General features: G+C 72.0%; 27 protein-coding genes. 10 read left to right on the plus strand and 17 right to left on the minus strand.

Features of this window, described 5'->3' with window-relative positions; genetic code table 11:
• Window positions 1-69: 69 nt before the first annotated feature.
• Window positions 70-816: a gamma-glutamyl-gamma-aminobutyrate hydrolase family protein gene (locus tag AC1UE4_RS03830; protein ID WP_482915898.1), complete on the minus strand. Its 747-nt coding sequence runs from the start codon at window positions 814-816 to the stop codon at window positions 70-72.
• 13 nt (window positions 817-829) lie between these two features.
• Here AC1UE4_RS03830 and AC1UE4_RS03835 point away from each other — a divergent pair, with 13 nt between their 5' ends.
• The 5 genes from AC1UE4_RS03835 to AC1UE4_RS03855 are packed head-to-tail and all read left to right on the plus strand — an operon-like array spanning window position 830 to window position 6535.
• The gene (locus AC1UE4_RS03835; protein ID WP_482915899.1) at window positions 830-2287 is read left to right on the plus strand and encodes an alpha-amylase family glycosyl hydrolase; all 1458 of its coding nucleotides are present in this window, start codon (window positions 830-832) and stop codon (window positions 2285-2287) included.
• Window positions 2288-2298: 11 nt separating this feature from the next.
• Window positions 2299-3537 carry an ABC transporter substrate-binding protein gene (locus AC1UE4_RS03840; RefSeq protein WP_482915900.1) on the plus strand — a complete coding sequence of 413 codons (1239 nt, stop codon included), beginning with the start codon at window positions 2299-2301 and terminating at the stop codon, window positions 3535-3537.
• The gene (locus tag AC1UE4_RS03845; RefSeq protein ID WP_482915901.1) at window positions 3537-4493 is read left to right on the plus strand and encodes a carbohydrate ABC transporter permease; all 957 of its coding nucleotides are present in this window, start codon (window positions 3537-3539) and stop codon (window positions 4491-4493) included. Before AC1UE4_RS03840 ends, AC1UE4_RS03845 begins: the two co-directional genes overlap by 1 nt.
• Complete coding sequence (locus tag AC1UE4_RS03850) at window positions 4493-5323, plus strand: carbohydrate ABC transporter permease (RefSeq protein ID WP_482915902.1); 831 nt, start codon at window positions 4493-4495, stop codon at window positions 5321-5323. Before AC1UE4_RS03845 ends, AC1UE4_RS03850 begins: the two co-directional genes overlap by 1 nt.
• Window positions 5324-5332: 9 nt before the next feature.
• Window positions 5333-6535, plus strand: coding sequence for an ABC transporter ATP-binding protein (locus AC1UE4_RS03855; protein WP_482915903.1), 1203 nt, complete (start codon window positions 5333-5335; stop codon window positions 6533-6535).
• Here AC1UE4_RS03855 and AC1UE4_RS03860 read toward each other — a convergent pair.
• From AC1UE4_RS03860 to AC1UE4_RS03890, 7 genes are all read right to left on the minus strand, one after another.
• Entirely contained in the window at window positions 6504-7346 is an 843-nt protein-coding gene (locus tag AC1UE4_RS03860) for a chromosome partitioning protein ParB (protein ID WP_482915904.1), read from the minus strand. The genes AC1UE4_RS03855 and AC1UE4_RS03860 overlap by 32 nt on opposite strands.
• A gap of 45 nt (window positions 7347-7391) precedes the next feature.
• Window positions 7392-8999 carry an MFS transporter gene (locus AC1UE4_RS03865; RefSeq protein ID WP_482915905.1) on the minus strand — a complete coding sequence of 536 codons (1608 nt, stop codon included), beginning with the start codon at window positions 8997-8999 and terminating at the stop codon, window positions 7392-7394.
• Window positions 9000-9101: 102 nt separating this feature from the next.
• A complete protein-coding gene (locus tag AC1UE4_RS03870) occupies window positions 9102-9785 on the minus strand; it encodes a type 1 glutamine amidotransferase (RefSeq protein ID WP_482915906.1) in 684 nt (227 codons plus the stop codon).
• Window positions 9786-9795: 10 nt separating this feature from the next.
• On the minus strand, window positions 9796-10656 hold the full coding sequence (locus AC1UE4_RS03875; protein ID WP_482915907.1) for an ABC transporter permease: 861 nt from the start codon (window positions 10654-10656) through the stop codon (window positions 9796-9798).
• A complete protein-coding gene (locus tag AC1UE4_RS03880; RefSeq protein ID WP_482915908.1) occupies window positions 10656-11519 on the minus strand; it encodes an ABC transporter permease in 864 nt (287 codons plus the stop codon). The genes AC1UE4_RS03875 and AC1UE4_RS03880 overlap by 1 nt, the downstream gene beginning before the upstream one ends.
• 9 nt (window positions 11520-11528) lie before the next feature.
• Entirely contained in the window at window positions 11529-12737 is a 1209-nt protein-coding gene (locus tag AC1UE4_RS03885; protein WP_482915909.1) for a polyamine ABC transporter substrate-binding protein, read from the minus strand.
• Window positions 12737-13819, minus strand: coding sequence for an ABC transporter ATP-binding protein (locus tag AC1UE4_RS03890; RefSeq protein WP_482915910.1), 1083 nt, complete (start codon window positions 13817-13819; stop codon window positions 12737-12739). Before AC1UE4_RS03890 ends, AC1UE4_RS03885 begins: the two co-directional genes overlap by 1 nt.
• A gap of 67 nt (window positions 13820-13886) precedes the next feature.
• Here AC1UE4_RS03890 and AC1UE4_RS03895 point away from each other — a divergent pair, with 67 nt between their 5' ends.
• From AC1UE4_RS03895 to AC1UE4_RS03905, 3 genes are all read left to right on the plus strand, one after another.
• Complete coding sequence (locus AC1UE4_RS03895) at window positions 13887-14861, plus strand: zinc-binding dehydrogenase (protein WP_482915911.1); 975 nt, start codon at window positions 13887-13889, stop codon at window positions 14859-14861.
• Window positions 14862-14897: 36 nt separating this feature from the next.
• On the plus strand, window positions 14898-15365 hold the full coding sequence (locus tag AC1UE4_RS03900; protein ID WP_482915912.1) for a methylated-DNA--[protein]-cysteine S-methyltransferase: 468 nt from the start codon (window positions 14898-14900) through the stop codon (window positions 15363-15365).
• A gap of 76 nt (window positions 15366-15441) precedes the next feature.
• Window positions 15442-15762, plus strand: a complete 321-nt coding sequence (locus AC1UE4_RS03905) for a GYD domain-containing protein (RefSeq protein ID WP_482915913.1) — start codon at window positions 15442-15444, stop codon at window positions 15760-15762.
• A gap of 4 nt (window positions 15763-15766) precedes the next feature.
• Here the strand turns inward: AC1UE4_RS03905 and AC1UE4_RS03910 are convergent, their stop codons facing one another.
• Genes AC1UE4_RS03910 through AC1UE4_RS03925 form a run of 4 tightly spaced genes read right to left on the minus strand, consistent with a single transcriptional unit; the run spans window position 15767 to window position 19261 of the window.
• The gene (locus AC1UE4_RS03910; RefSeq protein WP_482915914.1) at window positions 15767-16447 is read right to left on the minus strand and encodes a neutral zinc metallopeptidase; all 681 of its coding nucleotides are present in this window, start codon (window positions 16445-16447) and stop codon (window positions 15767-15769) included.
• Window positions 16448-16498: 51 nt separating this feature from the next.
• Window positions 16499-17095, minus strand: a complete 597-nt coding sequence (locus tag AC1UE4_RS03915; RefSeq protein WP_482915915.1) for an alpha/beta hydrolase family protein — start codon at window positions 17093-17095, stop codon at window positions 16499-16501.
• Window positions 17074-17760 (minus strand): DsbA family oxidoreductase, encoded by a 687-nt coding sequence (locus tag AC1UE4_RS03920; protein WP_482915916.1) that lies wholly within the window; start codon window positions 17758-17760, stop codon window positions 17074-17076. Before AC1UE4_RS03920 ends, AC1UE4_RS03915 begins: the two co-directional genes overlap by 22 nt.
• A gap of 46 nt (window positions 17761-17806) precedes the next feature.
• Entirely contained in the window at window positions 17807-19261 is a 1455-nt protein-coding gene (locus tag AC1UE4_RS03925) for an NAD(P)/FAD-dependent oxidoreductase (RefSeq protein WP_482915917.1), read from the minus strand.
• A gap of 141 nt (window positions 19262-19402) precedes the next feature.
• On the opposite strand from AC1UE4_RS03925, the gene AC1UE4_RS03930 reads away from it, so the two are divergent.
• A complete protein-coding gene (locus AC1UE4_RS03930) occupies window positions 19403-20968 on the plus strand; it encodes a 2-isopropylmalate synthase (protein ID WP_482915918.1) in 1566 nt (521 codons plus the stop codon).
• Window positions 20969-20975: 7 nt separating this feature from the next.
• Here AC1UE4_RS03930 and AC1UE4_RS03935 read toward each other — a convergent pair whose 3' ends face one another.
• From AC1UE4_RS03935 to AC1UE4_RS03955, 5 genes are all read right to left on the minus strand, one after another.
• Window positions 20976-22286, minus strand: coding sequence for a DUF7305 domain-containing protein (locus AC1UE4_RS03935; RefSeq protein WP_482915919.1), 1311 nt, complete (start codon window positions 22284-22286; stop codon window positions 20976-20978).
• On the minus strand, window positions 22283-22900 hold the full coding sequence (locus tag AC1UE4_RS03940) for a type IV pilus modification PilV family protein (protein ID WP_482915920.1): 618 nt from the start codon (window positions 22898-22900) through the stop codon (window positions 22283-22285). The genes AC1UE4_RS03935 and AC1UE4_RS03940 overlap by 4 nt, the downstream gene beginning before the upstream one ends.
• Complete coding sequence (locus AC1UE4_RS03945) at window positions 22897-23448, minus strand: prepilin-type N-terminal cleavage/methylation domain-containing protein (protein WP_482915921.1); 552 nt, start codon at window positions 23446-23448, stop codon at window positions 22897-22899. Before AC1UE4_RS03945 ends, AC1UE4_RS03940 begins: the two co-directional genes overlap by 4 nt.
• Before the next feature lie 106 nt (window positions 23449-23554).
• On the minus strand, window positions 23555-24727 hold the full coding sequence (locus tag AC1UE4_RS03950) for a benzoate/H(+) symporter BenE family transporter (RefSeq protein WP_482915922.1): 1173 nt from the start codon (window positions 24725-24727) through the stop codon (window positions 23555-23557).
• On the minus strand, window positions 24724-25662 hold the full coding sequence (locus AC1UE4_RS03955) for a patatin-like phospholipase family protein (protein ID WP_482915923.1): 939 nt from the start codon (window positions 25660-25662) through the stop codon (window positions 24724-24726). Before AC1UE4_RS03955 ends, AC1UE4_RS03950 begins: the two co-directional genes overlap by 4 nt.
• A gap of 81 nt (window positions 25663-25743) precedes the next feature.
• Between AC1UE4_RS03955 and AC1UE4_RS03960 the strand changes: the two genes are divergently transcribed.
• The gene (locus AC1UE4_RS03960; RefSeq protein ID WP_482915924.1) at window positions 25744-26310 is read left to right on the plus strand and encodes a helix-turn-helix domain-containing protein; all 567 of its coding nucleotides are present in this window, start codon (window positions 25744-25746) and stop codon (window positions 26308-26310) included.
• Window positions 26311-26321: the final 11 nt, after the last annotated feature.

Below are 26321 nucleotides of genomic sequence, written 5' to 3' on the forward strand. Positions count from 1 at the left end.
ACCGGACACCGGTCCCTCCGCCTGTCGGTCGGAGTTGACGAGGTTGGCGCTCGCCCGCCCGTCGAGCGCCTACGCGGCGCGGGCGTCGGTGCGCGGCCGGGCGCAGGCCTCGGTGAAGGCGTCGAACAGCGCCCGCTGCTCGGCGTGGTCGACGAGCCCCTCCGCGTGCCACTGGACGCCGAGCGCGAACTCGCGGTCGGTTGCCTCGATGCCCTCGACGAGGCCGTCGTCGGACCACGCCACGGCACGCAATCCGCGCCCGAGCTGGTCGACGGCCTGGTGGTGGAACGAGTTGACCTGCACCTCCGTGGCGCCGAGCACGCGCGCGAGCAGGCTCTCCGGCGCGATGCGCACGCCGTGCGTCGGCACGCGGCCGGGATCCTCCTGGCGATGGCCGGGGAGGTGCTGGTGCAGCGTGCCGCCGCGCGCGACGTTCAGCGCCTGGGCTCCACGGCAGATGCACAGCAGCGGCAGCCGCCGGCGCAGCGCCATGCGCGCGAGCGCGACCTCGCAGCCGTCGAGCGCCGGCTCGGTCGGACCGAGCTCGGGATGCGGCTCCTGCCCGTAGAGCGACGGGTGCAGGTCGGGGCCGCCCGCCAGCAGGATCCCGTCGACGCGGTCGAGCAGCGCCGCGATCTGCTCGTCGGACGTGAACGGCGGGATGACCACCGGCACGGCGCCGCCGCGCGCGACCGCCTGCGGGTACGTCAGGCCGAGGGCCAGCTCCCGCATCGGCGGCTCGCTCTGGGAGCGGTTGACGTGCTCCTTCGGGTTGCGCAGCTCCGACGTGCTGATGCCGATGAGGGGGAGGGCCATAGGGTTCCGCGCCGTGGCTGACGAGTGGTGGCGCAACGCGGTCGTGTATCAGATCTACCCCCGCTCCTTCCAGGACTCCGACGGGGACGGGGACGGAGACCTGGCCGGTGTCGCGCGGCGGCTGGATCACATCGTGACGCTCGGCGCGGACGCGATCTGGCTGTCGCCGATCTACCCGTCGCCGATGCACGACATGGGCTACGACGTCAGCGACTACGAGGCGGTCGACCCGCGGTACGGGACGCTCGAGGAGCTCGACGCGCTCGTCGCCGCCGCCCACGACCGCGGCCTCAAGGTGCTGCTCGACGTCGTCCCGTGCCACACGTCGATCGAGCACCCGTGGTTCACCGAGCATCCGGACTGGTACGTGTGGTCCGACCGCGACGGGCCGCCGAACAACTGGATCGCGTCGTTCGGCGGTCCGGCCTGGTCGCCGGACCCGCACGGACGCGGCTGGTACCTGCACTCGTTCTACCCCGAGCAGCCGGACCTCGACTGGCGCAACCCGGAGGTCCCGAGGGCGGTCGGCGACGTGCTGCGCTTCTGGCGGGCGCGCGGCGTCGACGGCTTCCGCCTGGACGCGATCGACCGGCTGCTGAAGGACCCGCAGCTGCGCGACGACCCGCCCGCCGGGTCCGGCGCGCGGTTCCCCGAGCACGCCGACTCCGCGTCGCTCGAGCACCGTCACTCGCGCAACGCGCCCGACATCGGCACCGCGCTCGCCGCGCTGCGCGAAGCGGCCGGCGACGGCGCGTTCCTCGTCGGCGAGGTGTTCCTGCCGACGGAGCAGCTCGACCCGTACCTCGAGCACCTCGACGTCGCGTTCGCGTTCGAGCTCTTCTTCGCGGGCTGGGACCGCGCGGCGATCGGGGCGGCGCTCGACGCCGCGCGCGGCAAGCGCGTCGCGTGGGTGCTCTCGAACCACGACTTCCCGCGCCTGCCGACGCGCGTAGGGGAGGAGAACGTCCGCGCCGCGGCGCTGCTCGCGCTCACGCTCGCCGGGCCGGTGTTCGTCTACGCCGGCGACGAGATCGGGATGCCGGACGGGCCGCCGTCGAACCCGGCGCACGATCGGGCCGGCCGCGACCCGCACCGCCACCCCGTCAACTGGAGCGCGCGCGAGCCGCACGGCGGCTTCACCGATGGCACGCCCTGGCTGCCCGCGCTCGACGTCCCGGGCGGCGGCGTCGCCGAGCAGGAGCGCGACCGCGGCTCGCTGCTGTGGCTCTACCGCGACCTGATCGCGGTGCGCCACCGCCTCGGGGCGGGGCGCACGCCGCTCGAGACGGCCGACGGCGTGCTCGCCTTCCGCTGCGGCGACGAGCACATCGTGGCCATCAACCTGACCGCTCAGGAACGTCCCGCGCCGCGCGCCGGGACGCTGCTCGTGCACACCCGCGGGGTGAGCGGCGACGCGCCCGCAACGCTCGCGCCGCATTCCGGGTTCGTAGCAGCCGCCGCGAAGTTGTAACGTGCCGCGCCATGGGTCGCGCTGCTGCTGCAGCCGTCCTCGCGGCAGCAGTGCTGTTCGCGGCTGCGTGCGGGGACGAAGGGTCGTCGTCCGGGAGAGCGACGATCAACCTCTGGGTGTTCAACGAGCCCTCGGGCGCGTTCAAGAACGCCGCGAAACGCTGCTCCGATGCGTCCGGCGGGCGCTTCGAAGTGAAGCTGAACGCATTGTCGAACAACGCCGATCAGCAGCGTCAGTCGCTGGTCCGCCGCCTCGCCGCGGAGGACTCCAGCATCGACCTGCTCGGCATGGACGTCGTCTGGACCGCGGAGTTCGCCGAGGCGGAGTGGATCCTGCCGTGGCCGGACGACCGCGCTCAGCAGATACGTCAAGGCACGTTGCAGGGTCCGCTGGAGACCGCGACCTACAAGGATCGGTTGTGGGCTGCTCCGGCGAACTCGAACACGCAGCTCCTCTGGTACCGCAAGGACCTCGTGCAGGACCCGCCGAAGACGTGGGACGCGCTCATCGACGCGGCCGAGAAGCTGCCCGAGAAGGGGCTCATCGAGATCCAGGGCGCGCAGTACGAGGGCGTGACCGTGTGGTTCAACGCGCTCGTCACCTCGGGCGGCGGAACGATCATCGAGGGCGACAAGGCGACGCCGTCGGAGTCCTGGCAGAAGGCGGCGGAGATCATGCACAGGCTCGCCACCTCGAAGGCGGCGGACCCGTCGCTGAGCGCGGCGAAGGAGGACCAGACGCGCATCGCGTTCGAGCAGGGCAACGCGGCGTTCCAGATCAACTACCCCTTCATCTATCCCAGCGCGAAGGAGGGGAACCCGGAGGTCTTCAAGCAGATCGCCTGGGCGCCGTATCCCGCGGTCAGCGAGGACAAGCCGGTCAAGGCGCCGATCGGCGGCATCAACTGGGGCGTCGGCGCGTACACGAAGCACCCGAACGAGGCGTTCGACGCCGCGGCGTGCATGCGCAACGAGGAGAACCAGCGCGAGGCGGCGGTGAAGGGCGGTCTGCCGCCGACGCTGGCGAGTCTCTACGACGACCCCAAGTTCCAGAAGGACTACCCCTTCGCCGCGCTGATCAAGAAGCAGGTCGACGAGGGCGGCGTCCGGCCGCAGACGCCGGCCTACGCGGATGTCTCGCTCGCCGTGGCGAAAGCCGTGTCGCCGCCATCGAGCATCAAGGTCGACGGGTTCACGGATGACCTGAAGGGAACCTTGCAGGACGCACTCGAGTCGAAGGGCTTGATCTGATGGAAGCGGGAGCCGTCAGCACGACCAAGCAGCCGACGGTCGAGAAGGCGCCGAGGAAGAAGGCCCTCTCCGACCGCGCGAAGGCGGAGCGCAAGCTGGGCTGGTTGCTCTGCGCCCCGGCGGCGTTCGTGATGCTCGCCGTCACCGCGTATCCGATCCTCTACGCGCTCTACCTGTCGCTGTTGCGCGCAGACCTGCGCTTCCCCGACGACCGTGAGTTCGTCGGGCTCCAGAACTACGGCACGGTCCTCTCGTCCGGGGTGTGGTGGACCGACCTCGGCCACACCGTGCTCATCACGGTCATCTCCGTCGCGCTCGAGCTCGTGCTCGGCATGCTGCTCGCACTCGTCATGCATCGCGCGCTCGTGGGCCGCGGGCTCGTCCGCACGTCGGCGCTGATCCCCTACGGGATCGTCACCGTCGTGGCGGCGTTCGCCTGGCGGTTCGCGTGGTCGAGCGCGGAGGGCGGCTTCGTCCCGAAGCTCTTCGGCTGGGACTTCGACCCCACCGCGGTGACCGAGGGGTTCTGGAACTACGTCATCGTCATCCTCACCGAGGTCTGGAAGACGACGCCGTTCATGGCGCTGCTGCTGCTCGCCGGCCTGACGCTCGTCTCCGACGAGCTGCATGAGGCGGCGAAGGTCGACGGCGCGACCGCGTGGCAGCGCTTCTGGCGGATCACGATCCCGCTCATGAAGCCGGCGATCCTGGTCGCGTTGCTGTTCCGCACGCTCGACGCGTTCCGGATCTTCGACTCGGTCTTCATCATCTCCAACGGGCGGAACCCGAACATCGAGTCGGTCTCGGTGCTCGGCTACGACGAGCTGCTCAACAGGCTGAACCTGGGCGTCGGCTCGGCGATCTCGGTGCTCATCTTCGTGTGCGTCGCCCTGATCGCGTTCCTCTTCGTCAAGGGCTTCGGGACATCGTTCGAGCAGCAGCGGGGAGGCAAGTGATGGAGCGCGACCGCAACAAGATCGCCGGCTGGATCGGCCTCGATCTGCTCGTCCTGATCTTCGCGCTGTTCCCGGTGTTCTGGATCCTCATGCTGTCGCTGAAGGATCCGGCCACGCTGAACGACGGACGGCTCATCCCGTCGAAGTGGTCGACGGACAACTACGAGGCGATCTTCGATCAGGGCGTCTTCACCGACGCGCTGCGCAACTCGATCGGCATCGCGCTGATCGCGACGATCATCGCCGTCGCGCTCGCCGCGCTGGCCGCGTACGCGATCGCCCGGCTCGACTTCCCCGGCAAGACCCTCATGCTCACGGCGGCTCTCGCGATCGCGATGTTCCCACCGATCTCGATCGTCGGACCGCTCTACAACATGTGGCGCAACCTGGGCCTCTTCGACACGTGGCCCGGCCTGATCATCCCGTACATGACCTTCACGCTGCCGCTGGCGATCTACACGCTGTCGGCGTTCTTCCGCGAGATCCCGTGGGACCTCGAGCAGGCAGCGCAGGTCGATGGCGCGACGCCGATGCAGGCGTTCCGGAAGGTCATCGCGCCGCTCGCCGCTCCCGGTGTCTTCACGACCGCGATCCTCGTGTTCATCTTCGCGTGGAACGACTTCGTCTTCGCGGTCTCGCTGACGTCGACGAGCGCGGCGCAGACGGTGCCGGCGGCGATCTCGCAGTTCCCCGGCGCGTCGCAGTTCCAGCAGCCGACCGGCTCGATCGCGGCCGCGTCGATGGTGGTCACGATCCCGATCGTGATCATGGTCCTGTTCTTCCAGAGGCGCATCGTCGCGGGCCTGACCGCGGGCGCCGTCAAGGGTTAGGAGCCCGCGTTGGCCGACATCCAGCTGCGCGACGTCACGAAGCGCTATCCGGACGGCTTCGAGGCCGTCAAGCACCTCGACCTCGACGTCAACGACGGAGAGTTCATGATCCTCGTCGGCCCCTCGGGCTGCGGGAAGTCGACCGCCCTGCGGATGATCGCCGGGCTCGAGGACATCTCCGACGGCGAGCTGCGGATCGGCGGCGACGTGGTCAACGACCGCGCGCCGAAGGACCGCGACATCGCGATGGTCTTCCAGAACTACGCGCTGTACCCGCACATGACGGTGCGCGAGAACATGGGCTTCGCGCTCAAGCTCGCCAAGGTGGACCGGGCCGAGATCGATCGCAAGGTCGAGGAGGCCGCCCGCGTCCTCGACCTGACCCAGCACCTCGACCGCAAGCCGGCCAACCTCTCGGGTGGCCAGCGCCAGCGCGTCGCCATGGGCCGCGCGATCGTGCGCGACCCGAAGGCGTTCCTCATGGACGAGCCGTTGTCGAACCTCGACGCGAAGCTGCGCGTGCAGATGCGCGCCGAGGTCTCGCGGCTGCAGAACCAGCTCGGCACGACGACGGTCTACGTCACGCACGACCAGACCGAGGCGATGACGCTCGGCGACCGCGTCGCGGTCATGCGCGCCGGCGTGCTGCAGCAGGTCGACACGCCGCAGGTGCTCTACGACCGCCCGGTCAACCTGTTCGTCGCGGGCTTCATCGGCTCGCCGGCGATGAACTTCATGCCGGCGCGCCTCGACGGCGGGCGCGTGCGCCTGCCGCTCGGCGAGGTGGCGCTGCCCGACGAGCTGCGCCGGGCGCTCGAGGGTCACGGCGACGCGGGGCGCGAGGTCATCGCGGGCATCCGCCCCGAGGACTTCGAGGACGCCTCGCTCGTCGACGAGCACCGCCACCCGACCGGCCACGTCTTCGAGGCGGACATCGCGCTGACGGAGTCGATGGGCTCGGAGATCTACGCGTTCTTCGACTACGAGGGCGAGACCGCGCAGTCCGACGCGCTGCAGGAGATCGCCCAGGACGCGGGCACCGCCGAGGTGCCGGGCGCCGGCGGCAGCCAGGTCGTGGCCCGGCTCGCGCCGGAGAGCAAGGTGAAGATGGGCGAGCGGATCCGGCTCTTCATGGACACGGCGAAGCTCCACCTCTTCGACGCGAAGGACGGCACGAACCTCACCGCCGCGAAGGGGACTGCAGCCGCCTGATCACGTCGTCGTTCCAGTCGACGGTGCGCATCAGGCGGTAGCGCTCGGAGCCGAGCCGTGCGTACGCGTCCGCGTCGGTCTCGTCCGTCCCGACGAGGCCGGCGCCGCGCAGCAGCTCGACCGCGGGCGTGAACTCGCTCTCGTACCAGGCCAGCGCCGCCTGCTCGCGGCCGAGCGGCTCGCCGCGCTCCTGCATCGCGCGGAACGCCCACGCCTCGACGCCCTCGGCGAGCTCGCCGTAGCGCCACGGGTCCGACAGCGTCACGCGCGGCGCGATCTCGGGCGGTAGCGGCACGCGCTCGCGGAAGAGCCGCTCGTGGCCCTTCTGCGGCAGGTCGGACAGCCGCAGCGAGCGGCTCGCCCCGATCCGCGTCAGCACCTCGGTCACGTACGCGTCGATGTGGGAGCGGCCGAGCGCCCGCGCGACGGACACGCGGTGATGGCCGTCGCGGACGAAGTGGACCTCGCCGACGCGGTACAGCGAGACGGGCGGCAGCGGGTCGCCGCGCCGCATGATCGCCGCGATGCGCTCCCACCGCCCGCGGACCTGCGAGGAGGTGGGGCGGAAGGACCGGTCGAAGCCGGTGCGGCGGTCGACCGTGCCGACGACGGAGCCGAGCTCGACGCTCTGCAGGCCGCGGCTCTGCTCGCCGGTCCGCCCGAGCTCGGCGATGACCTCGTCGAACGGGAGGATGAGGTCGACGTCGCCGTCGCGCAGGCCGCGCGTGACGCGGCGAAGCGCCTGGCTGCGCCGGGCGCGGAGGAAGTCGTCGGACGCGTCCGACGACGGGAAGCCGGTGTCGCGCGGCATGCGACGGATGGTCGCATGCCGCGCTCCGAACCGGCAGTCCCTTCGCTACACCCGCGGGCGGCGGCTGCGGCCGCGCAGGCCGCTCGGGCCCGGCGTGGGGGCGAGGCCGTGCGCCGGCTCCTCCTCACGCGAGAAGCGGCCGGTGCGGTCGCCGTCGCGGCGGTCGTCCGTCGTCTCCGTGTCGTCCTCCGCGGACAGCGGCTGCGCGATCTCCTCGAGGTTCTTGCGCGCCACCTCGACGCCCAGGAACAGGTGGATCAGGCCGCCGGCGATCATCAGCACCGCGCCGAGGACGTAGCCCCACGTGAGCGCGGTGAGCGACTCCTCGATGAGCTTGCCGAACAGCAGCGGGCCGATCGCGCCGCCGAGGCCGGTGCCCACGGCGTAGAAGAACGAGATCGCCAGCGCGCGGGTCTCCATCGGGAACACCTCGCTCACCGTCAGGTACGCCGACGAGGCGCCCGCGGAAGCGAAGAAGAAGATGACCGACATGGCCACGATGATCTGCGTGTCCGTCGTCAGGACCTCCTGGCGGACCAGGATCGCCGTCGCGAGCAGGAGCAGGCCGGACAGCAGGTACGTGCCGGCGATCATCGGCTTGCGGCCGACCGAGTCGAACAGCGGCCCGAGCAGCAGCGGCCCGAGGAAGTTGCCGACCGAGAACGCGACGATGTACCACGGGGCCGCGCTCTCCTCGACGCCGAAGAACTTCGTGAGCGTCGTGGCGAGCGTGAACAGCACCGCGTTGTAGATGAACGCCTGGCCGATGAAGAGCCCGAGGCCGACCACCGTGCGGCGCGGGTAGCTGGCGAAGACCGTCTTGACGATGTGGCCGAAGCCGAAGCTGCGGCGCTGGTTGACGGTGATCTTCTTGTCAGCGGGGACCTCGGCGAGCGGCTGGCCGGTCGACTCGGCGACCTGGCGCTCGATGTCGGCGACGATCCGCTCGGCCTCCTCGTGGCGGCCGTGGATGGTCAGCCAGCGCGGGCTCTCGGGCACCATGCGGCGGACGATCAGGATGCAGAAGCCGAGGATCGCGCCGAGGCCGAACGCGAGGCGCCAGCCGACGTCGACCGCGAACGTGTCGGACAGCAGGAAGACCGACAGCGCGCCGCCGAGCGCGGCGCCGACCCAGAACGAGCCGTTGATGATGAGGTCGACGCGGCCGCGCACGCGGGCGGGGATGAGCTCGTCGATGGCGGAGTTGATCGCCGCGTACTCGCCGCCGATGCCGGCGCCGGTGAAGAAGCGGCAGGCCCAGAACCAGATCGGGTTCATGGTGAAGGCGGTCGCGACCGTGGCGAGCAGGTACACGCCGAGGCTGACCATGAAGAGCTTCTTCCGGCCCAACCGATCTGTCAGCCAGCCGAAGAACAAGGCGCCCAGACAAGCGCCGATGACGTAGAACGTCGCGCCGACCGCGACCTGGTACTCCGACATGTGGGCGCCAGAGCCCTTCTCGGCCAGCCGCGCGGCGATCGAGCCGACGACGGTGACCTCGAGGCCGTCGAGGATCCACACCGTGCCGAGGCCGATGAGGATGCTCCAGTGCCACTTGGACCAGGGGAGGCGGTCGAGGCGCGCAGGGATGTCGGACTCGACTCTGCCGAGACCGCCCTGCCCGCGCCCCGCCGCTGCGGCGGATGCGCTCATTCGAGAGACTCCTTCTTCGGTGCGCACCCGCCGTGCGATGAGACCCCTGCCGTGCGGTGCGCTGGAAAACGCTTCGTCGGCGCACCAGTTCCCCGCCTTGGCTCAGGCGAAACGAACCGCGTCATCCAGGAACGACCGGAAGAGCCTCCGTCCCCGGTCGCTCCAGTCCGGCAGCCGCTGCGCGGCCTCGTCTTGCGCCGCCCCCGGGTCGAAGCCGAGCGCGACGGCGTCGGGGTCGGCGCGCCACCCGTCGATCCAGCGCGCGAGCGTCGGCGCGTCGACCTCCGGGTGGAACTGGACGCCGACCGAGCGGCCGTGACGGAAGGCCTGCAGGCACACGTCGCTCGTGGCCAGCGCGGTCGCCCCATCGGGCAGCGCGAACGCCCACGAGTGCCACTGGCACGCCTCGCCCGTGCCATCGATCGCGCTCAGCACCGGGTCGGCGCGGCCCGCCTCGGTGAGCGCGAGCGGCGTCCAGCCGATCTCGGGCGGCTCGCTGCGCCGGACCTCGGCGCCGAGCGCGGCGGCGAGCAGCTGCCCGCCGAGGCAGAGGCCGAGCACCGGCACGCCGGCGCGCACGTGCTCCTCGAGCCAGGCGAGCTCGTCGCGCAGCCACGGCTCGTGGGCGGCGTCGGCGACGTTCGTCGCGCCGCCGTAGAGCACGATCGCGTCGAAGGCGCCGTCCGGCGGCGGCTCCTCCCACGCGCGCCAGGCGTCCATCGGCGCGACGTCGCCGAACACGCCGGGGCCGCCGCCGTCGGGGTGCTCGACGCGGAGGATCCGCACCGGTGCGCGGCTACTGCGCGAGGCCGGGGTTCACGGCGGCGCGCGCGGGCTCCGTGGCGACGGCCGTGTCGGCGCGCGCGAGCCGCCGCTGGATGATCACGTTCAGCGCCATGAGCACGAGCGTCACGATGAGGATCATCGTCGCGATGACGTTCACCTCCGCGGGCACGCCCTGGCGCGCCGCGCCCCAGATGAAGAGCGGGAACGTGACGGTCTGGCCGGCGGTGAAGTTCGTGATCACGAAGTCGTCGATCGAGAGCGCGAACGCGAGCAGCGCGGCCGCCATCACGCCCGGCGCGATGAGCGGCAGGGTCACCTTGCGGAACGTCGTCCACTCGTTCGCCCCGAGGTCCATCGCGGCTTCCTCGATGTGCGTGTCCATGCCCTGCAAGCGCGCCTTGATCGTCACGACCACGTAGGAGACGTTGAACATCGTGTGGGCGATGACGATCGTCGCGAAGCCGGTGTTCACCGCCCACGTGATGAAGAGGCCGAGCAGCGCGGCGCCGAGCACGACCTCGGGCGTCGCGAGGGGCAGGAAGACGAAGAGGTCCAGGCCCGACCGGCCGTGGAAGCGGTAGCGCACGAGCGCGAGCGCCATGAACACGCCGAGGCCCACGGCCAGCGCAGTCGAGATGACGCCGATGAGGATCGAGTTCTTCAGCGCCTCGGACAGCCCCTCGACCGCGAACGGGTGCTGCCAGTGGCGCAGCGTGAAGCCCTCCCACGTGAGGTTGAAGCGCCCGCTGTTGTCGTTGAACGAGTACGCGATGACGATCGCGATCGGGATGAAGAGGTAGACGAGCGCGGCGACCGCCCAGGCGCCGATCAGCCAGTCGCGCAGCGGCCGCTTGCCGAGCCGCGCCGGCATCAGAGCACCGCCTCCTCGAGGTTGCGCGCGCCGAGCACGCGGGCGTAGATCAGCACGCACACGAGCAGGAACGCCATGAGGATGAACGACAGCGCCGCCGCCTCCGGGTAGTCCGTGACGACGAGGAACTTCGACTGGATGACGTTGCCGATCATGTACTGGTTCGACGTCCCCAGGAGCTGGGCGTTGACGAAGTCGCCGACCGCCGGGATGAACGTCAGCAGCGAGCCGGCGAAGATGCCGGGCACCGCGAGCGGCAGCGTCACGCGCCGGAACGCCTGCCAGCGGCTGGCGTAGAGGTCGGTCGCCGCCTCGATGAGCCGCCGGTCGATCTTCTCGAGCGACACGTACAGCGGCAGCGCCATGAACGGGAGGAAGTTGTAGGTGATGCCGGCGACGACCGCGGTGGTCGTCGCCAGCAGCCGGCCGTCTTCGGCGAGGAGGCCGACGTCGCGCAGCCGCTCGGCCACGAAGCCGTTGTCCGACAGGATCGTCTGCCACGCGACCGTCCTCACGAGGTAGCTCGTGAAGAACGGCAGGATGATCAGCAGCAGCATGAAGTTCTTCCAGCGGCCCGCCTTGGAGGCCAGGAAGTACGCCAGCGGGAAGCTGATGATCAGCGCGAGGACGGTCGCGATGGCGGCGTACTCGATCGAGCGCAGGAACTGCTCGTCGTACGTCGTCAGCGCGTCCTTGTACGTCGACCAGTTCCAGTCGAACGTGTACCCGACCTCGAAGTTGCCGGTCTGCAGGGAGACGTAGCCCTGCGTGAGCGACGGGATGAGGTAGAAGACGATGAGCCAGATGAGCCCCGGCGCCAGGAGGACGTAGGGGATCAGCGAGCGGCGGCGGCTGAGCGACATGCGCCGCCTCTAGGCCCCGACGACCGCCTCGAAGCCCTCGTTCATCGTCTGCTCGTCCTCGACCGAGAGGGCGTTGAACACGGCGAGCTTCGAGAGCGTCTGCTCGTCCGGGAAGATGAGCGGGTTGTTGGCGATCTTCGGGTCGGTCTTCTCGAGGACCTCCTTGGTCCCGTCGACCGGCGTGACGTAGTTGACGTACGCCGCGATCTTCGCGGCGACCTCGGGGTCGTAGACGTAGTTCATGAAGACCTCGGCGCCGTAGGGCGCCTCCGCCTTCTGCGGGATCATCATGTTGTCCGACCAGAGCATGCCGCCCTCTTCGGGGATGACGAAGTCGAGCTCCGGGTTGCTGGACTGCAGCTGGACCATGTCGCCCGACCAGGCCATGCACGCGAGCACGTTGCCCTTGGTCAGGTCGCCCGTGTAGTCGTTGCCGGTGAAGCGCCGGATCTGGCCCTTGCTGTTCTGCTCGTCGAGGTAGTCGACCGCGGCCTTGATCTGGTCGACCGTCGCCTTCGACGGGTCGGCGCCCTGCATCCACATGATCAGGCCGAGCGTGTCGCGCGCCTCCGAGAGGCACGTCATCTTGCCCTTGAGCTTCGGGTCGAAGAGCTGCTTGAGCGACTTGATCTCGCCCAGCTCCTTCTTGTTGTAGCCGATGCCCGTCATGCCGGACTGCCACGGCAGCGAGTTCTTGCGGCCGTCGTCCCACGAGACCCCGACGAGGTTCTGGCGCAGGTTGCTCGCGTTCGGGACGTTGTTCTTGTCGATGGGTTCCGTGTAGTTGAGCCGGATCCACCGCGCGGCCATCCAGTCCGTCAGCGCGACGAGGTCGCGGCCGATCGAGCGGCCCTGCTGCAGCTGCTGGCGGACCTTCCCGAAGAACTCGGTGTTGTCGTTGATGTCCTCGAGGTACTTGAGCTTGGCCCCGGTCTCCTTGTTGAACTGCTTGACGACCTTCTTGTCGATGTAGAGCGGCCAGTTCGAGAAGACGATCGTGCCGAGGGCGGTCTTGGGGTGACCCGCCGGCTCCTCCTGCGTGCTCGCGCCGCTGCTCTTCTCGTTCTCCCCCTCGGCGCCGCCGCACGCCTGGAGGAAGGCGGCGAGCGCGGAGCCCGCCAGCACGGTCGAGCCGGCGCGGCCGACGAAGCCGCGGCGGGAGATGCGGTCTTCGGCGATCAGGCGCTCGAGGCGCGATTCGAAGGACTCACGGGCCATCAAGTGCTCTCCTTGGGAACCACGAAGGTGTGTTCGGGGCGCCATGCGAGGAGGACGTCGGCTCCCGGGCCCGCGGCGTCGCCGCGCCCCCGGTTCTGCTCGACGACCATCAGCTCCTCGCCTCCGGGCGTGCGGACGATGTACTGCAGCGAGACACCGAGGAACGAGGCGACCTCGACCCTGCCCCGCAGGACGTTCGACCCCTCCGGTGCTTCCTTGCAGATGTGGAGCTTCTCCGGGCGGACGCCGACGCGAACGGCGCCGTCCCGTGACCCCGGCGCCCAGACCGTGGCGCCGTCGTGCGTCTCGTAGCACGCGAACCCGTCGTTGCCGCCCTGCGCACCGCGCAGCGTGGCGTCGATGAGGTTCGAGTCGCCGAGGAAGTTCGCGACGAACTCGGTGCGCGGAGCGTCGTAGAGCTCGGTGGCCGAGCCGCGCTGCTCGATGCGGCCCTCGTTCATGACCGCGATCTCGTCGGCCATGGTCATCGCCTCCTCCTGGTCGTGCGTGACGTGCACGAACGTGAGGCCGACCTCCCGCTGGATGCGCTTGAGCTCGATCTGCAGCTGCTTGCGCAGGCGCAGGTCGAGGGCGCCCAGCGGCTCGTCGAGCAGCAGCGCCTTCGGGCGGTTGACGAGCGCGCGCGCGAGCGCGACGCGCTGCTGCTGGCCGCCGGAGAGCTGGCTGGGCTTGCGCTTGCCGAGACCGGTCAGCTGCGTGAGATCGAGCGCCTCGGCGACGCGCTTGCGGACCTCCTCGCGGGCGATCTTGCGGCGCTCGAGGCCGAACCCGACGTTGCGCTCGACGCTGAGGTGGGGGAACAGCGCGTAGCTTTGGAAGACCGTGTTCACGTCGCGCTTGTACGGCGGCAGGTTCGTGACGTCCTGGCCGCCGAGCTTCACGGTGCCGCTCGTCGGATCCTCGAACCCGCCGATCATCCGGAGGGTCGTCGTCTTGCCGCAGCCCGACGGGCCGAGCATGGCGAAGAACGATCCGGCGGGGATCTCCAGATCGAGGTCGTCCACTGCGACGAGGTCGCCGAAGCGCTTCGTCACGCCTGCCAGCGCGATGTGGTCCTGCATCAGCGGCCGACCCTAATGCATGGTCTAGTGAGAAGGCCAATTCTTCTCCCGGTAGTGTCCCGCGCCGATGCGAGCCGTCGTCCTCACAGGCACCGGCGACTACTCGGCGCTCCAGGTTCAGGAGCGGCCCGATCCGGTGCCCCGCGAAGGCGAAGTGGTCGTCGAGGTGCACGCCGCCGGCGTGAACTTCGCGGACCACATGGCCCGCCAGGGCCTGTACGAGGACGCGCCGCCGACGCCGTGCGTCCTCGGCTACGAGGTGGCGGGCGTCGTGCGCGGGACGGACCGCCGCGTGATGGCCGGGACGCGCTTCGGCGGGCAGGCGGAGCTGGTCGCGGTGCCCGAGCGTGAGCTCGTCGACATCCCCGGCGGCCTGTCCTTCGCGCAGGCCGCGGCGATCCCCGTCAACTACGCCACCGCGTGGACCGGCCTGCTCGGCTACGGGTCGCTGCGGGCGGGCGAGCGCGTGCTCATCCACGCCGCGGCCGGCGGCGTCGGGATCGCGGCGACGCAGATCGCGCGCCGTCACGGCGCGGAGGTGTGGGGGACGGCGTCGCCGTCGAAGCACGACCGGATCCGCGAGCTCGGCGTCGAGCACCCGATCGACTACACGCGCACGGGGTGGGAACGCGGCTTGCCGCCGTTCGACCTGATCATGGACGCGCTCGGCGGGCGGTCGTTCCCGCGGTCGTACAAGCTGCTGCGCGCGGGCGGGCGGCTCGTCGCCTTCGGCGCCTCGTCGGTGACCGGCAGCGAGAAGCGCGACGTGCGCAACGTGCTGCGCAACGGCCCGCCGATGCTGCGCGGCTTCAACCTGATCAAGCAGATGCACGAGTCGAAGGCGGTCATCGGCCTGAACGTCCTGACGCTGTGGGACGACCGCGGAACGCTCGAGCCGTTCGTCTCGCCGCTGCGCGCGCTCATGGACGACGGCACGATCGAGCCGGTCGTCGCCGCCGAGATCCCGTTCGACCGGGCCGGCGAGGCGCACCGGATGCTCGCCGAGCGCCGCAACGTCGGCAAGGTCGTCCTCGTTCCCTGAACCTCACGTTCCCGCGCGCGCGGGCGTTCTGTCCGCATGACCGTCTTCACCGCCGCCGAGACCCCGTTCGGCCCGCTGGTCGTCGCCGCGAGCGACGCCGGCATCGCCGCGATGCGCCTCGCGCCGCCGGACGTCGCGTGGCGCCGCGACGACCGCGCCGGGCACCTGCGCGCCGCGCGCGAGCAGCTGGCCGCCTACTTCGCCGGCGACCTGCGCGCCTTCGACCTGCCGCTCGACCTCGCGGGCACGCCGTGGCAGCGCAAGGTGTGGGACGCGGTCGCGGCGATCCCGTACGGGGAGACGCGCAGCTACGGCGACCTGGCGGCGGAGGTCTGCACGCCGGCCGCCGCGCGGGCGGTCGGCCACGCGAACGGGCGCAACCCGGCGTGCATCGTCGTCCCGTGCCACCGCGTCATCGGCAGCGACGGCTCGCTGACCGGGTACGCGTACGGCGTCGACGTCAAGCGGCGCCTGCTCGCCCTGGAAGGCGTCCGCGCCGGCTGAGTGAAGACCTCCCCAACGCGGTCGCGGGCGGCGTGAGAGGGTCGGGCTCCCGGGAGTCACCCGAAGGAGGCGGCACATGCCGAAGTTCCTCATCGAGGCGTCGTACACACCGGAGGGCGTCAAGGGCGTCCAGAGCGGCGGGGGAAGCGCCCGGCGCCAGGCCGTGGCGGAGATGGCGGAGGGAGTCGGCGGACGGCTCGAGAGCTTCCACTTCGGCTTCGGCCACGCGGATGCGTTCGTGATCGTCGAGCTGCCCGACAACGAGGCCGCCGCCGCGGTCGCGATGGCCGTCAACGCGTCCGGCGCCGTCAACGCCCGGACCGTCGTGCTGCTCACGCCCGAGGAGGTCGACGCCGCGGCCCAGCGGTCCGCGAACTACCGCCGCCCGGGCGGCTGACGCATCAGTCCCAGATGCGCTCGCACACGGCCGGGCGCCCCGTGCGCCAGCCGCGCTCGAGCCACGTCCGCTGCTCTGCGACCGTCCCGTGCCCGCCGTCGTCGGCGTACGTCCACGCCGGCGGCAGCGGGCGGCCGGTCGCGTGGGCGTACAGGCCGGCCATGCACTGCGCCTGCAGCTCGGACTTGACCGCTCCCTCCTGCGTGTTGGCCCCGAGCTGGCCGCGCTGCGCCTGGACGTGGTGGCCGACCTCGTGGGCGAGCACGTACGCCACGCGGTCATCGGCCGCGCTCTCGCCGAGCAGCTCGTACGTCTCCTTCGCATTGGCGAGGTCGATGACGATGCTGTGCTCGCGCGAGCAGTAGATGCCCGTCCAGCCGGAGGAGTCGCTGCCGCACCCCTCCGACGGGTGGCCCTCCTCGGTGTCGATGAGCGGCCGCTCGTACTTGTCGCCGACCGCCTCGAACGCGTCGGCCCACATCGCGTTGATCGAGTCGAGCAGCTGCAGCGTCCGCAGGTTGAGCTGGTCGCCGTAGATGTTCACCGGCTTGCGCGCCTTCACGGCCACGTCGTCCGGGAAGTCCTTCGAGCGGCCGATCGCGGTGAAGTCCGGGCGCGCCCAGAGCACGGCGAGCAGCACGGCGATGACCGCGCCGAGCACGATCTCCCGCGTCCCGAGCCTCACGTCCAAGTGGATCGGCCGCGGGCGACGCGTCTGCAGTCGAGAAGGGCTGAGCTAGAAGATCCGTCCGAGCCACTCGCCGACCGCCGCCGCGACCTTGGCGGTCGACCGCAGCGAGTGGTTGCCCGGCACGACGACCACCTCACGGCCCGGCGCCGCGGGCGGCATCCCGAACGGGTCCTTCTCGCCCTGGACGATGAGCACCGGGACCTCGACGGGCTCGAGCTCCGGCAGGCGCGTCTTCTCCGGCCGCCCCGGCGGGTGGAGCGGGAACGCGAGGCAGAGCACGCCCTTCGCGCCGACCGCCTCCGCCGTCCGGCAGGCGACGCGCGCGCCCGACGAGCGGCCGCCGGTGACGACGTCCAGGCCGGCGAGCGCGTCCGCCCGCAGCGACTCGAGGACCGCGGTCCACGCCGTGTCGAGCTGCGGCGCGGGCGCTGGCGAGCGCCGGCCGGCCACGCGGTACGGCTGCTCCACGAGCGCCACGGTCAGGCCGGCCTCGTTCGCCGCGTCCGTGGCGGCGACGAGATCGGGCGCCCCGACGCCGCCCCCGGCGCCATGGCCGAGGACGAGGGCGCCCCGCGGCTCGACGACCGCGTGGAGGTGGACGTGGGCCTCGCCGGCCGGGGTCAGCACCCGTCGGGGCCGCATGCCTCCCCGTTCGCGAGGACGGTGATCGGCGTGCGCTGCTCCCAGCCCTTCTCGAGGAGCTTGAGCAGCAGCGCGGGCTCGTGCGCGCCCGACAGGGCGACGGAGCGGTCGACGACGAAGCACGGGACCGCGCCGATGCCGAGCGAGGAGGCGGTGCGCTCGTCGTCGCGGACCTCCTCGGCGAAGCGCTCGGTGAGCAGCGTCTCGCGGATCTCGTCGGCCGGCAGGCCGGCCTCCTCGCCGAGGCGCTGCAGCGTCTCGCGATCGGAGATCAGCTCGCCGTCGGTCAGGTAGGCGCGCATGAGCCGCTCCTTCATCTCGTGCTGGCGCCCGTGGGCGGCCGCGAGGTGCAGGAGGCGGTGGCCGTCGAACGTGTTGCCGGCCCGCGCGCGCTCGAAGTGGAAGTCGAGGCCGTCCTCGGCGGCGGTCGCGGTCATGCGGTCGATCATCTGCTGGCCCTGCTCGGGCGACGTGCCGTACTTCTTCGCGAGCATGCCGGCGTAGTCGCCGGTGCGCTCCGCGGGCGCGGTCGGATCGAGCTCGAAGCTGCGCCACGTCACCGTGACCTCGTCGCGGTGCTCGAACTGCTCGAGCGCCGCCTCGAAGCGGCGCTTGCCGACGTAGCACCAGGGACAGGCGATGTCCGACCAGATCTCGACGTTCATGGGTTGGGCCTCCGGGGGAACGGTTGCGTGGGCAACGACCCTCAGCCTAGCGGCCGACGGTGATCCCGAGCCTCTCCGGCAGCGCCGCGACGAAACGGCTGACGGGGTCGGCATGGCCGCCGTGCTCCTGCGCCGCCTCGACGCGCTTCATCGCGCCGAGCACGACGGTGCCGCCGAGCCAGCGCAGCGGCTCGGGCGGGACGCGCCCACCGTCGGCGCCGACGAGCGGCAGGCGCGCAGGCGCGTCGTCGCGCCCGAGCGCGAGCGAGGCGAGGATCCGGCCGCAGAGATGGGTGGGGCCGACGCCGTTCCCCGTGTAGCCGAAGGCGAAGTGGACGCGGCCCGACCCCTCGAGCGTCCCCACGGACGGCAGGTGCGCGGGGGAGATGTCGATCGGGCCGCCCCACGCGTGGGTGATCGCCCGGCCGGCGAGCGGCGGGAACATCCGGACGAGGTCGGCCTGCGTCTGCCGGATGACGCCGGCGTCGACGTCGATGCGGCCGCCGAGCCGCGCGCCCGCGGCGAGCCGTCCGCCCGCCCACCCGAACGCGATGCGCCCGTCCTTCGTCGTGCGCAGGTAGTGCAGGAGCCGGCGGGCGTCGGTGATGCACTCGCCGCCCGTCCAGCCGAGCTCCTCGAGGACGTCGGGGACCGGCTCCGTGAGGACGATGTGGCTCGAGGCGACGGTCAGCCGGCCGCGCAGCGGCGGCAGCGAGGCGAGCGCGCCGCCCGCCGCCAGGACGAGCTGGCCGGCGCGCACCGTCCCGCGGTCGGTCCGCAGCGTGCCGTCCGCGCCCACGCCGCGCACGCGCGTGCGCTCGTGGACGACGACCCCGCGCTGCACGAGGCGCCGGCGCAGGCCGAGCGCCAGCCGCGCCGGCTGGACCGTCGCGTTGCCGGGCAGCAGGACGCCGGCGCGGAAGACGGGGGAGGCGCAGCGCTCGCGGACCTCCGCGGGGGTCAGCGCGACGACGTGCTCGGCGACGCCGAGCTCGCGGGCCGCGGCGACCGCGTCGGCGCCGGCGTCGTCACCGGCCGGCGAGGTGGAGACGACGAGCTGGCCGCCGGGGCGGAACCACGCGTCGACCTCCTGCGCGCGGCACCACGCGCCGATCGCCGCGACGGTCTCCTCCGCGGCACGTGCGACCGCGAGCGCGCCGTCGTCGCCGAACCGCCTGCGCAGCGACGGGAGGTTCAGCCAGAGGTCCTCGGCGAAGCCGCCGTTGCGCCCGCTCGGGCCGTGGCCGCACAGGTCGGCCTCGAGGATCGTCACGCGCAGGCCGGGCTCGTGCTCGAGCAGGTGCCACGCGGTCCACATGCCCGTGTAGCCGCCGCCCACGATCGCGACGTCGCAGCGGTGATCGCCGTCGAGCGGCGTGACCGCCTCGTCGGGCAGGCCGCCCGCCTCGTCCAGCCACCAGCTCCTGGCGGTGTGCCGCATCCAGCGCATCTTGCCGCGCCGGCCGGTCCTCTTGCCGCCCGGCGCGGCCGGTGCGTACACTCCGCGAAGCACATGGCGCGCCTTCTCGACCTCCGCCTCCTCCTTCTCCTCCCCCGCTAGGGGGAGCAGCTGCGCGTGGCGGCCGCCCGAAGCCGCGAACGAAGGACAAGGCGAGAGAACGAGAAAGGAACGAAGCACGCCATGAACGACGACCAGCGGGTCATCCTCTTCGACACCACCCTGCGCGACGGCGAGCAGTCGCCGGGGATCAGCCTGAACGCGACCGAGAAGCTCGAGATCGCGCACCAGCTCGCACGGCTCGGCGTCGACGTCATCGAGGCCGGCTTCCCGATCGCGTCGCCCGGCGACTTCGAGGCGGTCCGCGCGATCGCGTCCGAGGTCGAGGGCCCGGTCATCGCGGGCCTCGCCCGCGCGCACGCCGCGGACGTGGAGCGTGCATGGGAAGCCGTCAGCGCCTCGCGCCGACCTCGGATCCACACGTTCATCTCCACGTCGGACATCCACATCGAGCACCAGCTGCAGTCGACGCGCCAGGACGTCAAGGGCCAGGCGCGCGCCGCCGTCGCGCACGCGCGGTCGCTGTGCGAGGACGTCGAGTTCTCGCCGATGGACGCGACCCGTGCCGACGTCGAGTACACGGCCGAGGTGATCCAGATCGCGATCGACGAGGGCGCGACGACGATCAACATCCCCGACACCGTCGGCTACACGATGCCCGACGAGTTCCGGGCGTTCCTCGGCCGCCTGTACGAGCTGGCGCCCGGCCTGCGCGACGTCGTGCTCTCCGTGCACTGCCACGACGACCTCGGGCTGGCGGTCGCGAACTCGTTCGCCGGCATCCAGGCCGGCGCCCGCCAGGTCGAGTGCGCGGTGAACGGCATCGGCGAGCGCGCCGGCAACGCGTCGCTGGAGGAGCTGATCATGCTCCTGCACACGCGCGGCGACGCGGTCGGGTACCGCACCGGCGCGGTCACGACCGAGATCGCGCGCACGTCGCGCCTGGTCTCGCGCCTCACCGGCTACCCGGTCCAGCCGAACAAGGCGATCGTCGGCCGCAACGCCTTCGCGCACGAGTCGGGCATCCACCAGGACGGCGTCCTGAAGGAGCGCACGACCTACGAGATCATGGACGCCACGACGGTGGGCCTCGACGCCAACCAGATCGTGCTCGGCAAGCACTCCGGCCGCCATGCGCTCAAGCAGGCGCTGGCCGAGCTGGGCTACGAGGTCGACGGCCAGGTCCTGCGGCACGCGTTCGACCGCTTCAAGGACATCGCGGACAAGAAGAAGCAGGTCACCGCGATGGACCTCGAGGCGCTGGTGACCGACGAGCTGCGCGAGGAGCTCGCCGGCTACACGCTCGAGTGGTTCGACGTCGAGGCCAGCTCGCGCCGGCCGCCGCACGCGACGGTCGCGGTGCGCACGCCGGACGGATCGATCAGCGAGGGCTCCTTCACCGGCGACGGCCCGGTCGACGCGATCTTCCGCGCGATCAACGCGGCGACCGGCGTCGACGCGCGGCTGCGCGAGTTCCGCGTCGACGCGGTCACGGGCGGCCAGGACGCGCTCGGCGACACGTCGGTCGTGCTCGAGCTCGACGGCCACACGGCCGCCGGCCAGGGCGTCGCGACGGACATCCTCGAGGCGGCCGGGCGCGCGTACGTCCGCGCGCTGTCGCAGGCGGTGCGCAAGCAGCGCGCGGCGGTCGAGGCGCCGGGCGAGCCGGAGCTCGCGCCGACCCCCTAGCCGACGATCAGCAGCCGGACCCGGGATCGGCCGTCGGCGCGCCGGAGCGGCACTCCAGCCACGTCGCGCGCAGGTACGGCTCGAACCCGGCGTCCCTCGAGCGGTCGTCGTACCAGATCGACGAGCCGCCGGCGAACGTCGCGTTGTTGACCGCGATCGAGCCGATCGTCTTGCCGCTGCCCGAGAGGTAGAAGTTCGAGCGCGGGGCGTAGAAGACGGCGGTCTTCGCGGCGCCGCCGGCGACGCTGGCGTCGTAGCCCACGCTCGGGCGCCCGTACATCGTGATGAGCAGGTCGGCGGGGTTGCCGGTCGTGCAGGTGCTGCCCGAGATCACCGAGCACGCCTGCAGGCTGCCCTGGCCGGAGACGCTGACCGTGCCCGAGCCCGTCGTGGTGCCGCACGACGACTGCGGGTTCGTGGAGGCCGCGTTGCGGTCGGGCGAGTCGAGGAAGATCTGCACGTGTGCACCGGGCTTCACGAAGAGGCCGCCGCCCGCGATGTTGATGCTGCAGAAGCTGTAGATGCCGGTGTCGAGCGCGATCGTCGTGTTGTTGAGGTCGATCGTGCGCGTCGCCGGGTTCCAGCCGGTGGTCCCGACGGGGATCTTCGCGTTGTCGTTGAGGTTCTCGGGCGCCTCGAAGTCGGGGAGGGGCAGCGAGAACGCCGCGACGCGCGTCTGCCGCGACACCGGGATGCCGCCGGAGACGGTGCCGGACGGCCCGAGCAGAGCGTTCCGGATCTGGTCGACGGAGTTGCCGCCGACCGTGATGGTGCCGTTCGTGCCGATGTCGCCGTACGGCCCGCCGGGGTTCGCCCCGTTCGGGTCGTTGAAGACGGCCGAGCCGCCGGTCATCGAGACGGAGGAGAGCGCGGTCACGCCCATCGTCACGCCGGGCACGGTGTTGCGCTTCAGCGTCGCGCGCACTCGTCGCGTGACGCCCGCCGTGGTCCCGCTGCTGACGGCGATGCGATCGCCGAAGGTGTTGGCGGTGATCCGGTACGTGTAGGTGCGCTGGTCGTCGAGCTGCTCGGTGACCGCGGGGCACCACGACGTCGTCCCGATCGTCTGCGGCGCGACGCTGACCCCCGCGGCGTCGGTGCACGCGGTGCCCATCGCCTTCGTCGCGCGGAAGCGCGCGACGTTGATGCCCGCGTCCGCGGCCTGGATGGCCGCCTTGCTCGACGTGTCGCGGACCGACGAGGTCGAGCTCTGCGATGCCTGGCTGAGCGCGATGGCGCTCAGCGCCAGCAGCAGCAGCATCACGATGACCACGACGACCATGACGACGCCGCGCTCGTCCTCGTGCACGCGCCTCATGGCGTCACCACCGTGGAGAAGTACATCGGCCGCACGTCGCGCGTGCCCGAGCCGGAGGGCGAAGCGGGGGCGACTGCCACCGTGATGCGCTTCGTGTCCTGCGTGCCCGCGCAGGTCGGGCAGCCGGCGTCGTCGCGCCAGGTGACGTAGCGGAAGACCTGGATCGAGATCCCGCCGACCGCGGCGGTGTCCGGGCCGGTCGCGACGGTGCCGCCGCTGACGAGGTCCTCGCCCCCCGACGAGATGCCCGACGCGGGCCCGCTCAGCTTGTTCGAGTAGTCCGCCATGACGCGGAACTTCGGGCCGTTGACGTAGAAGTTCGGGTTGCGCGGGTTGTTCGGCTGGCTGTCGTTCGCCGCGTTGCCGGCCGACGCGGAGGAGGGCAGCGTCGTCAGGCCGAGGCTGTCGTACGGGATCGTCCGCAGCCGCTCGAGCTCGCTCTGCCCGTAGGCGCTCATCTGCTCGCGCGCCTGCGCGCCGAGCGTCAGCTGCGTGGAGCTGTCGATGCTTCCGACGATCGGGATGAGCGCGATCGCGAGGATGAAGCCGGCGATGAGGAGCTCGAGGAGCGTGAAGCCCTCCTCGCGCGCGAACTGCCTGGGAAGCGCGGTCATGGGGCGTTGCGCAGCTGGGCGCCGTCGACGACGGTGTACGGACGGGTGCTGCCCTGCACGGACAGGCTCAGCTTGATGCCGAGGTAGGCGGGCGTGCCGGTCGACGGGGTCGCGGCGAAGACGTCGGTGTTGGTCACGCCGGTCGCGATCACCACCGCTCCCGACAGGGGCCCTCCGGATGGTCCCTCGGAGCGAAGGCACTGCTGGCCGGACGAGCAGTCGATGCGCACGCTGCGGTACGCGATGGCGTCGCTGCCGGTCCGCGACTGCACGACGAGGTCGACGACGCGCGACGAGGTGACCGTGACGCTTCTCGCGGCGCGGACGTCGCGCACCAGCCGCGCGACCGCGGTCTCGCCGTCGCGGATGCGCTGGCCGCGCTCGATGTGCGGCGGCGCCGTGCGGTTCGTGACGTCGAGGATCGACAGGATGGCCCCGAGGACGACGGTGAGCAGGCCCATGACGACGAGCAGCTCGATGAGCTGGAACCCTCTCTCGTCACGATGCGCCCGCCGCAGGGCAGCGGGCAGGCCGGCTCCGGTGACCATGCCCGGTTGATCGGCAGTCACGGGAGACCTTGAGCGAAGTGGGGTGCAGTGCCAACGAATTGGCACTGGTGAGCTCCCGCGAAGCTGCGCGAACTGCGCAGAGCGGCTAGCGGCGGGCGAGGCGCTGCAGGCCCAGCAGCGCGAGCCCCGCGAGGAGGCCCCAGAACGGCGCCGTGATGCCGGCGACGGTCATGCCGGAGGCGCTGACGACGAGCGTCAGGGTCGCCGCCTCGCGCTGGTCCGGCTCGGCCGCCGCGGCGCCGAGGGCGCCCGCGAGCGGCGGCAGCAGCGCCAGCCCGGCGACCGTCTCGACGATGCCGTCGGGGGCGGCGAGCGCGACCGCCGTCGCGACGCCCGCCGTCAGGCCGAGCACGACGACGCCGATCCCGCTCGTGACCGCCGCGATCCACCGGCGCGACGTCTCCGGGCCGGCGTCGGGGCCCGCGGCGAGCGCGGCGGTGATCGCCGCGAGGTTGACCGCGTGGCCGCCGAAGGGGGCGATCGCCGCGGTCGCCGCGCCGGTGCTGGCGAGCACGGGGCGCAGGTCGGGCCGGTAGCCGAAGCTCGCCAGCACCGTCATGCCGGTGACGTTCTGGGACGCCATCGTCACGAGGAAGAGCGGGACGCCGATGCCGATGAGCGTCGCCGGCTCGAACGCGGGCGTCGTGAACGCCAGCGCCGGTGCGAGCTGCCCGGCGTCGACCGGGTCGCCTGCGATGGCGATGACGACCCCGGCGGCGGCGAGCGCGCCCGGGACGGCCCAGCGGCGCGCGAAGACGGCGAGCAGCGCCCAGGCGACGACGACCGGCAGCGCCTCGGCGGGCGAGGCGCCGACCGCCTTCGCGGGCTCGACGCAGACGGTCAGCAGGACGCCGGCGAGCATCGCGCTGGCGATCGGCCCCGGGATCGCGGCGATCCAGCGGCCGAGCGGCCGGAAGAGCCCGGCGAGGACGAGCAGCACCCCGCAGACCGCGAAGGCGCCGACCGCGGCCGGCCAGCCGCCCTCGACCGCGCCGGCGGAGACGAGCAGCGCGGCGCCGGGCGTCGACCAGGCGATCGCGATCGGCATCCGCGTGCGGAGGCTCAGCGCGATGCTGAGCAGGCCCATCGAGACCGAGAGGACGAGCAGCCCGGACGCCGCCTGGGCGTCGTTCGCCCCGACCGCGCGCAGGCCGGCGAGCACGACCGCGAAGGCGCCCGAGAAGCCGACGATCGCGGTGATGAGCCCGGCGCCGACCGGCTGGCCGAGCCCGCCGCGCGCTGGGGCCGCGGCGCTCACCGCGCCGCCGCGAGCGCCAGGCCCTGGCGGTAGCCGGCCTCGAGCGTCCGCTTCGCCGGCCGCGGGTCCATGAAGTTCCTGCCCATCGCCGCTGCGGCCGTCTCGTCCGGCCCGATCACGCGCACGCGCGCGCCGCGCCCGCGCAGCGCGAGAGCCTCGACGTCCGCCGCCGCCGCGAGCCCGGCGCGGGCGAGGCCCATCGCGGAGGAGAGGTCGAACGCGCGGCTGCCGGACGGATGCAGGCAGAGCACCTCGCTGTCGCGCCCCGCCGGCGCGGCGTCGAGGTTCGTCAGCGACCACGCGCCGCCGTCGACGTACCGGCGGTCGTCGATGCGCACCGGCCGGAAGACCCACGGGATCGAGCACGACGCGACGACCGCGTCCGCGACCGACGCCTTCGGCGCCCCCGCGCGCCCGAACACGATCCGCCGCCCGCTCTCCACCTCGACGGCGCAGACGCGAAGCCGCCCGTCGAACCGCGACCCGAGCGCCTCGACCTCCCCGCGCAGCGCCGATAGCGTCCGCCGCTGGTCCGGAACCCGCGCGAGCGCGAGCGCCCGCACGCGCGCGCCCGGCCGCGCGCCGAACGCCAGAGCGGGGGAGAGGAACGGCGCGGTCATCAGGGCGCCGGCACGGATGACGGCCCTCGCCGCGTCGGGAAGGACAGCCGATCTCCCGCCGCCCGCGATGCCGCTCTCCACGCCGGTCGCGTCTTGTGCCCAGCCGGGATCCGCTCCCGCGCCCTTCGGCCGCCGCGGCCGCTGCCCGGCGGCGAGCCGCGCGGTGACGATCGACCCCGCGGACGTGCCGACGAAGTCCTCGACGTCGCGGAAGTCGAGGCCGGATCCGTCCTCGAGGCCGGCCAGCAGCCCGCTCATCCACGCCTCGCCGAGGATCCCGCCCGCGGCGCAGACGAGCACGTCCGGCAACCTCATCCCAGACCCCTTCACGCGCCGGACCGTATCGCCCGGCCTCGATCCGCCGTCGATCGAGCGTATGCGATAACGTACAGCCGTATGACGGTGTCGGTGGGACCGCGGATCAGGGCGCTGCGCGAGGCGGAGGGGCTCAGCCTTCGCGATCTCGCGGATCGCTCGGGGGTCAGTGCGCCGATGCTCAGCCAGGTCGAGCGCGGCGAGACGAGCCCGACGCTGCAGGTCGCGGGGCGGATCGCGTCCGGGCTGCAGCTCAGCCTCAGCCAGTTGCTGCGCCTCGACGAGGGCGGCTCGGTCTCCATCGTCCGCGCCGGCGACTCCAAGCCCGCACGCGACAAGCGCGGCCACCGCTTCGAGGTCCTGACGCCGAGCCTGCCCGGTCAGCGCGCCGAGCTCAGCCGCCACACGCTGCGGCCGGGCGCGGCGACCGGCGGCCCCGGCGACCCGCCGAGCCACGAGCCCGGATCGCGCGAGGTCGTGCACGTCGAGTCGGGCCGCATCGTGCTCCACATCGACGGCGACACCCACAGCCTCGCCGCGGGCGACACCGTGACGTTCGACGCCGACCTGCCCCACCACTTCGAGAACCCAGACGGCACCGAGGCGACGTTCCTCGCCGTCGTCGCCGCCGGCCTGCGGCGCAGCTAGGAGGACCACAC

Source organism: Parviterribacter kavangonensis (assembly GCF_056863335.1).

What these genes read in the sequence shown, in the direction of transcription:
- AC1UE4_RS03850 (WP_482915902.1), top strand. Translation starts at nt 4,493, where the DNA reads ATGGAGCGCGACCGCAACAAGATCGCCGGCTGGATCGGCCTCGATCTG.
- AC1UE4_RS03880 (WP_482915908.1), bottom strand. Translation starts at nt 11,519, where the DNA reads ATGTCGCTCAGCCGCCGCCGCTCGCTGATCCCCTACGTCCTCCTGGCG.
- AC1UE4_RS03890 (WP_482915910.1), bottom strand. Translation starts at nt 13,819, where the DNA reads ATGCAGGACCACATCGCGCTGGCAGGCGTGACGAAGCGCTTCGGCGAC.
- AC1UE4_RS03940 (WP_482915920.1), bottom strand. Translation starts at nt 22,900, where the DNA reads ATGACCGCGCTTCCCAGGCAGTTCGCGCGCGAGGAGGGCTTCACGCTC.
- AC1UE4_RS03885 (WP_482915909.1), bottom strand. Translation starts at nt 12,737, where the DNA reads ATGGCCCGTGAGTCCTTCGAATCGCGCCTCGAGCGCCTGATCGCCGAA.
- AC1UE4_RS03915 (WP_482915915.1), bottom strand. Translation starts at nt 17,095, where the DNA reads ATGCGGCCCCGACGGGTGCTGACCCCGGCCGGCGAGGCCCACGTCCAC.
- AC1UE4_RS03955 (WP_482915923.1), bottom strand. Translation starts at nt 25,662, where the DNA reads ATGAGGTTGCCGGACGTGCTCGTCTGCGCCGCGGGCGGGATCCTCGGC.
- AC1UE4_RS03920 (WP_482915916.1), bottom strand. Translation starts at nt 17,760, where the DNA reads ATGAACGTCGAGATCTGGTCGGACATCGCCTGTCCCTGGTGCTACGTC.
- AC1UE4_RS03945 (WP_482915921.1), bottom strand. Translation starts at nt 23,448, where the DNA reads ATGGTCACCGGAGCCGGCCTGCCCGCTGCCCTGCGGCGGGCGCATCGT.
- AC1UE4_RS03895 (WP_482915911.1), top strand. Translation starts at nt 13,887, where the DNA reads ATGCGAGCCGTCGTCCTCACAGGCACCGGCGACTACTCGGCGCTCCAG.
- AC1UE4_RS03840 (WP_482915900.1), top strand. Translation starts at nt 2,299, where the DNA reads ATGGGTCGCGCTGCTGCTGCAGCCGTCCTCGCGGCAGCAGTGCTGTTC.
- AC1UE4_RS03905 (WP_482915913.1), top strand. Translation starts at nt 15,442, where the DNA reads ATGCCGAAGTTCCTCATCGAGGCGTCGTACACACCGGAGGGCGTCAAG.
- AC1UE4_RS03845 (WP_482915901.1), top strand. Translation starts at nt 3,537, where the DNA reads ATGGAAGCGGGAGCCGTCAGCACGACCAAGCAGCCGACGGTCGAGAAG.
- AC1UE4_RS03930 (WP_482915918.1), top strand. Translation starts at nt 19,403, where the DNA reads ATGAACGACGACCAGCGGGTCATCCTCTTCGACACCACCCTGCGCGAC.
- AC1UE4_RS03960 (WP_482915924.1), top strand. Translation starts at nt 25,744, where the DNA reads ATGACGGTGTCGGTGGGACCGCGGATCAGGGCGCTGCGCGAGGCGGAG.
- AC1UE4_RS03830 (WP_482915898.1), bottom strand. Translation starts at nt 816, where the DNA reads ATGGCCCTCCCCCTCATCGGCATCAGCACGTCGGAGCTGCGCAACCCG.
- AC1UE4_RS03900 (WP_482915912.1), top strand. Translation starts at nt 14,898, where the DNA reads ATGACCGTCTTCACCGCCGCCGAGACCCCGTTCGGCCCGCTGGTCGTC.
- AC1UE4_RS03865 (WP_482915905.1), bottom strand. Translation starts at nt 8,999, where the DNA reads ATGAGCGCATCCGCCGCAGCGGCGGGGCGCGGGCAGGGCGGTCTCGGC.
- AC1UE4_RS03875 (WP_482915907.1), bottom strand. Translation starts at nt 10,656, where the DNA reads ATGCCGGCGCGGCTCGGCAAGCGGCCGCTGCGCGACTGGCTGATCGGC.
- AC1UE4_RS03935 (WP_482915919.1), bottom strand. Translation starts at nt 22,286, where the DNA reads ATGAGGCGCGTGCACGAGGACGAGCGCGGCGTCGTCATGGTCGTCGTG.
- AC1UE4_RS03860 (WP_482915904.1), bottom strand. Translation starts at nt 7,346, where the DNA reads ATGCCGCGCGACACCGGCTTCCCGTCGTCGGACGCGTCCGACGACTTC.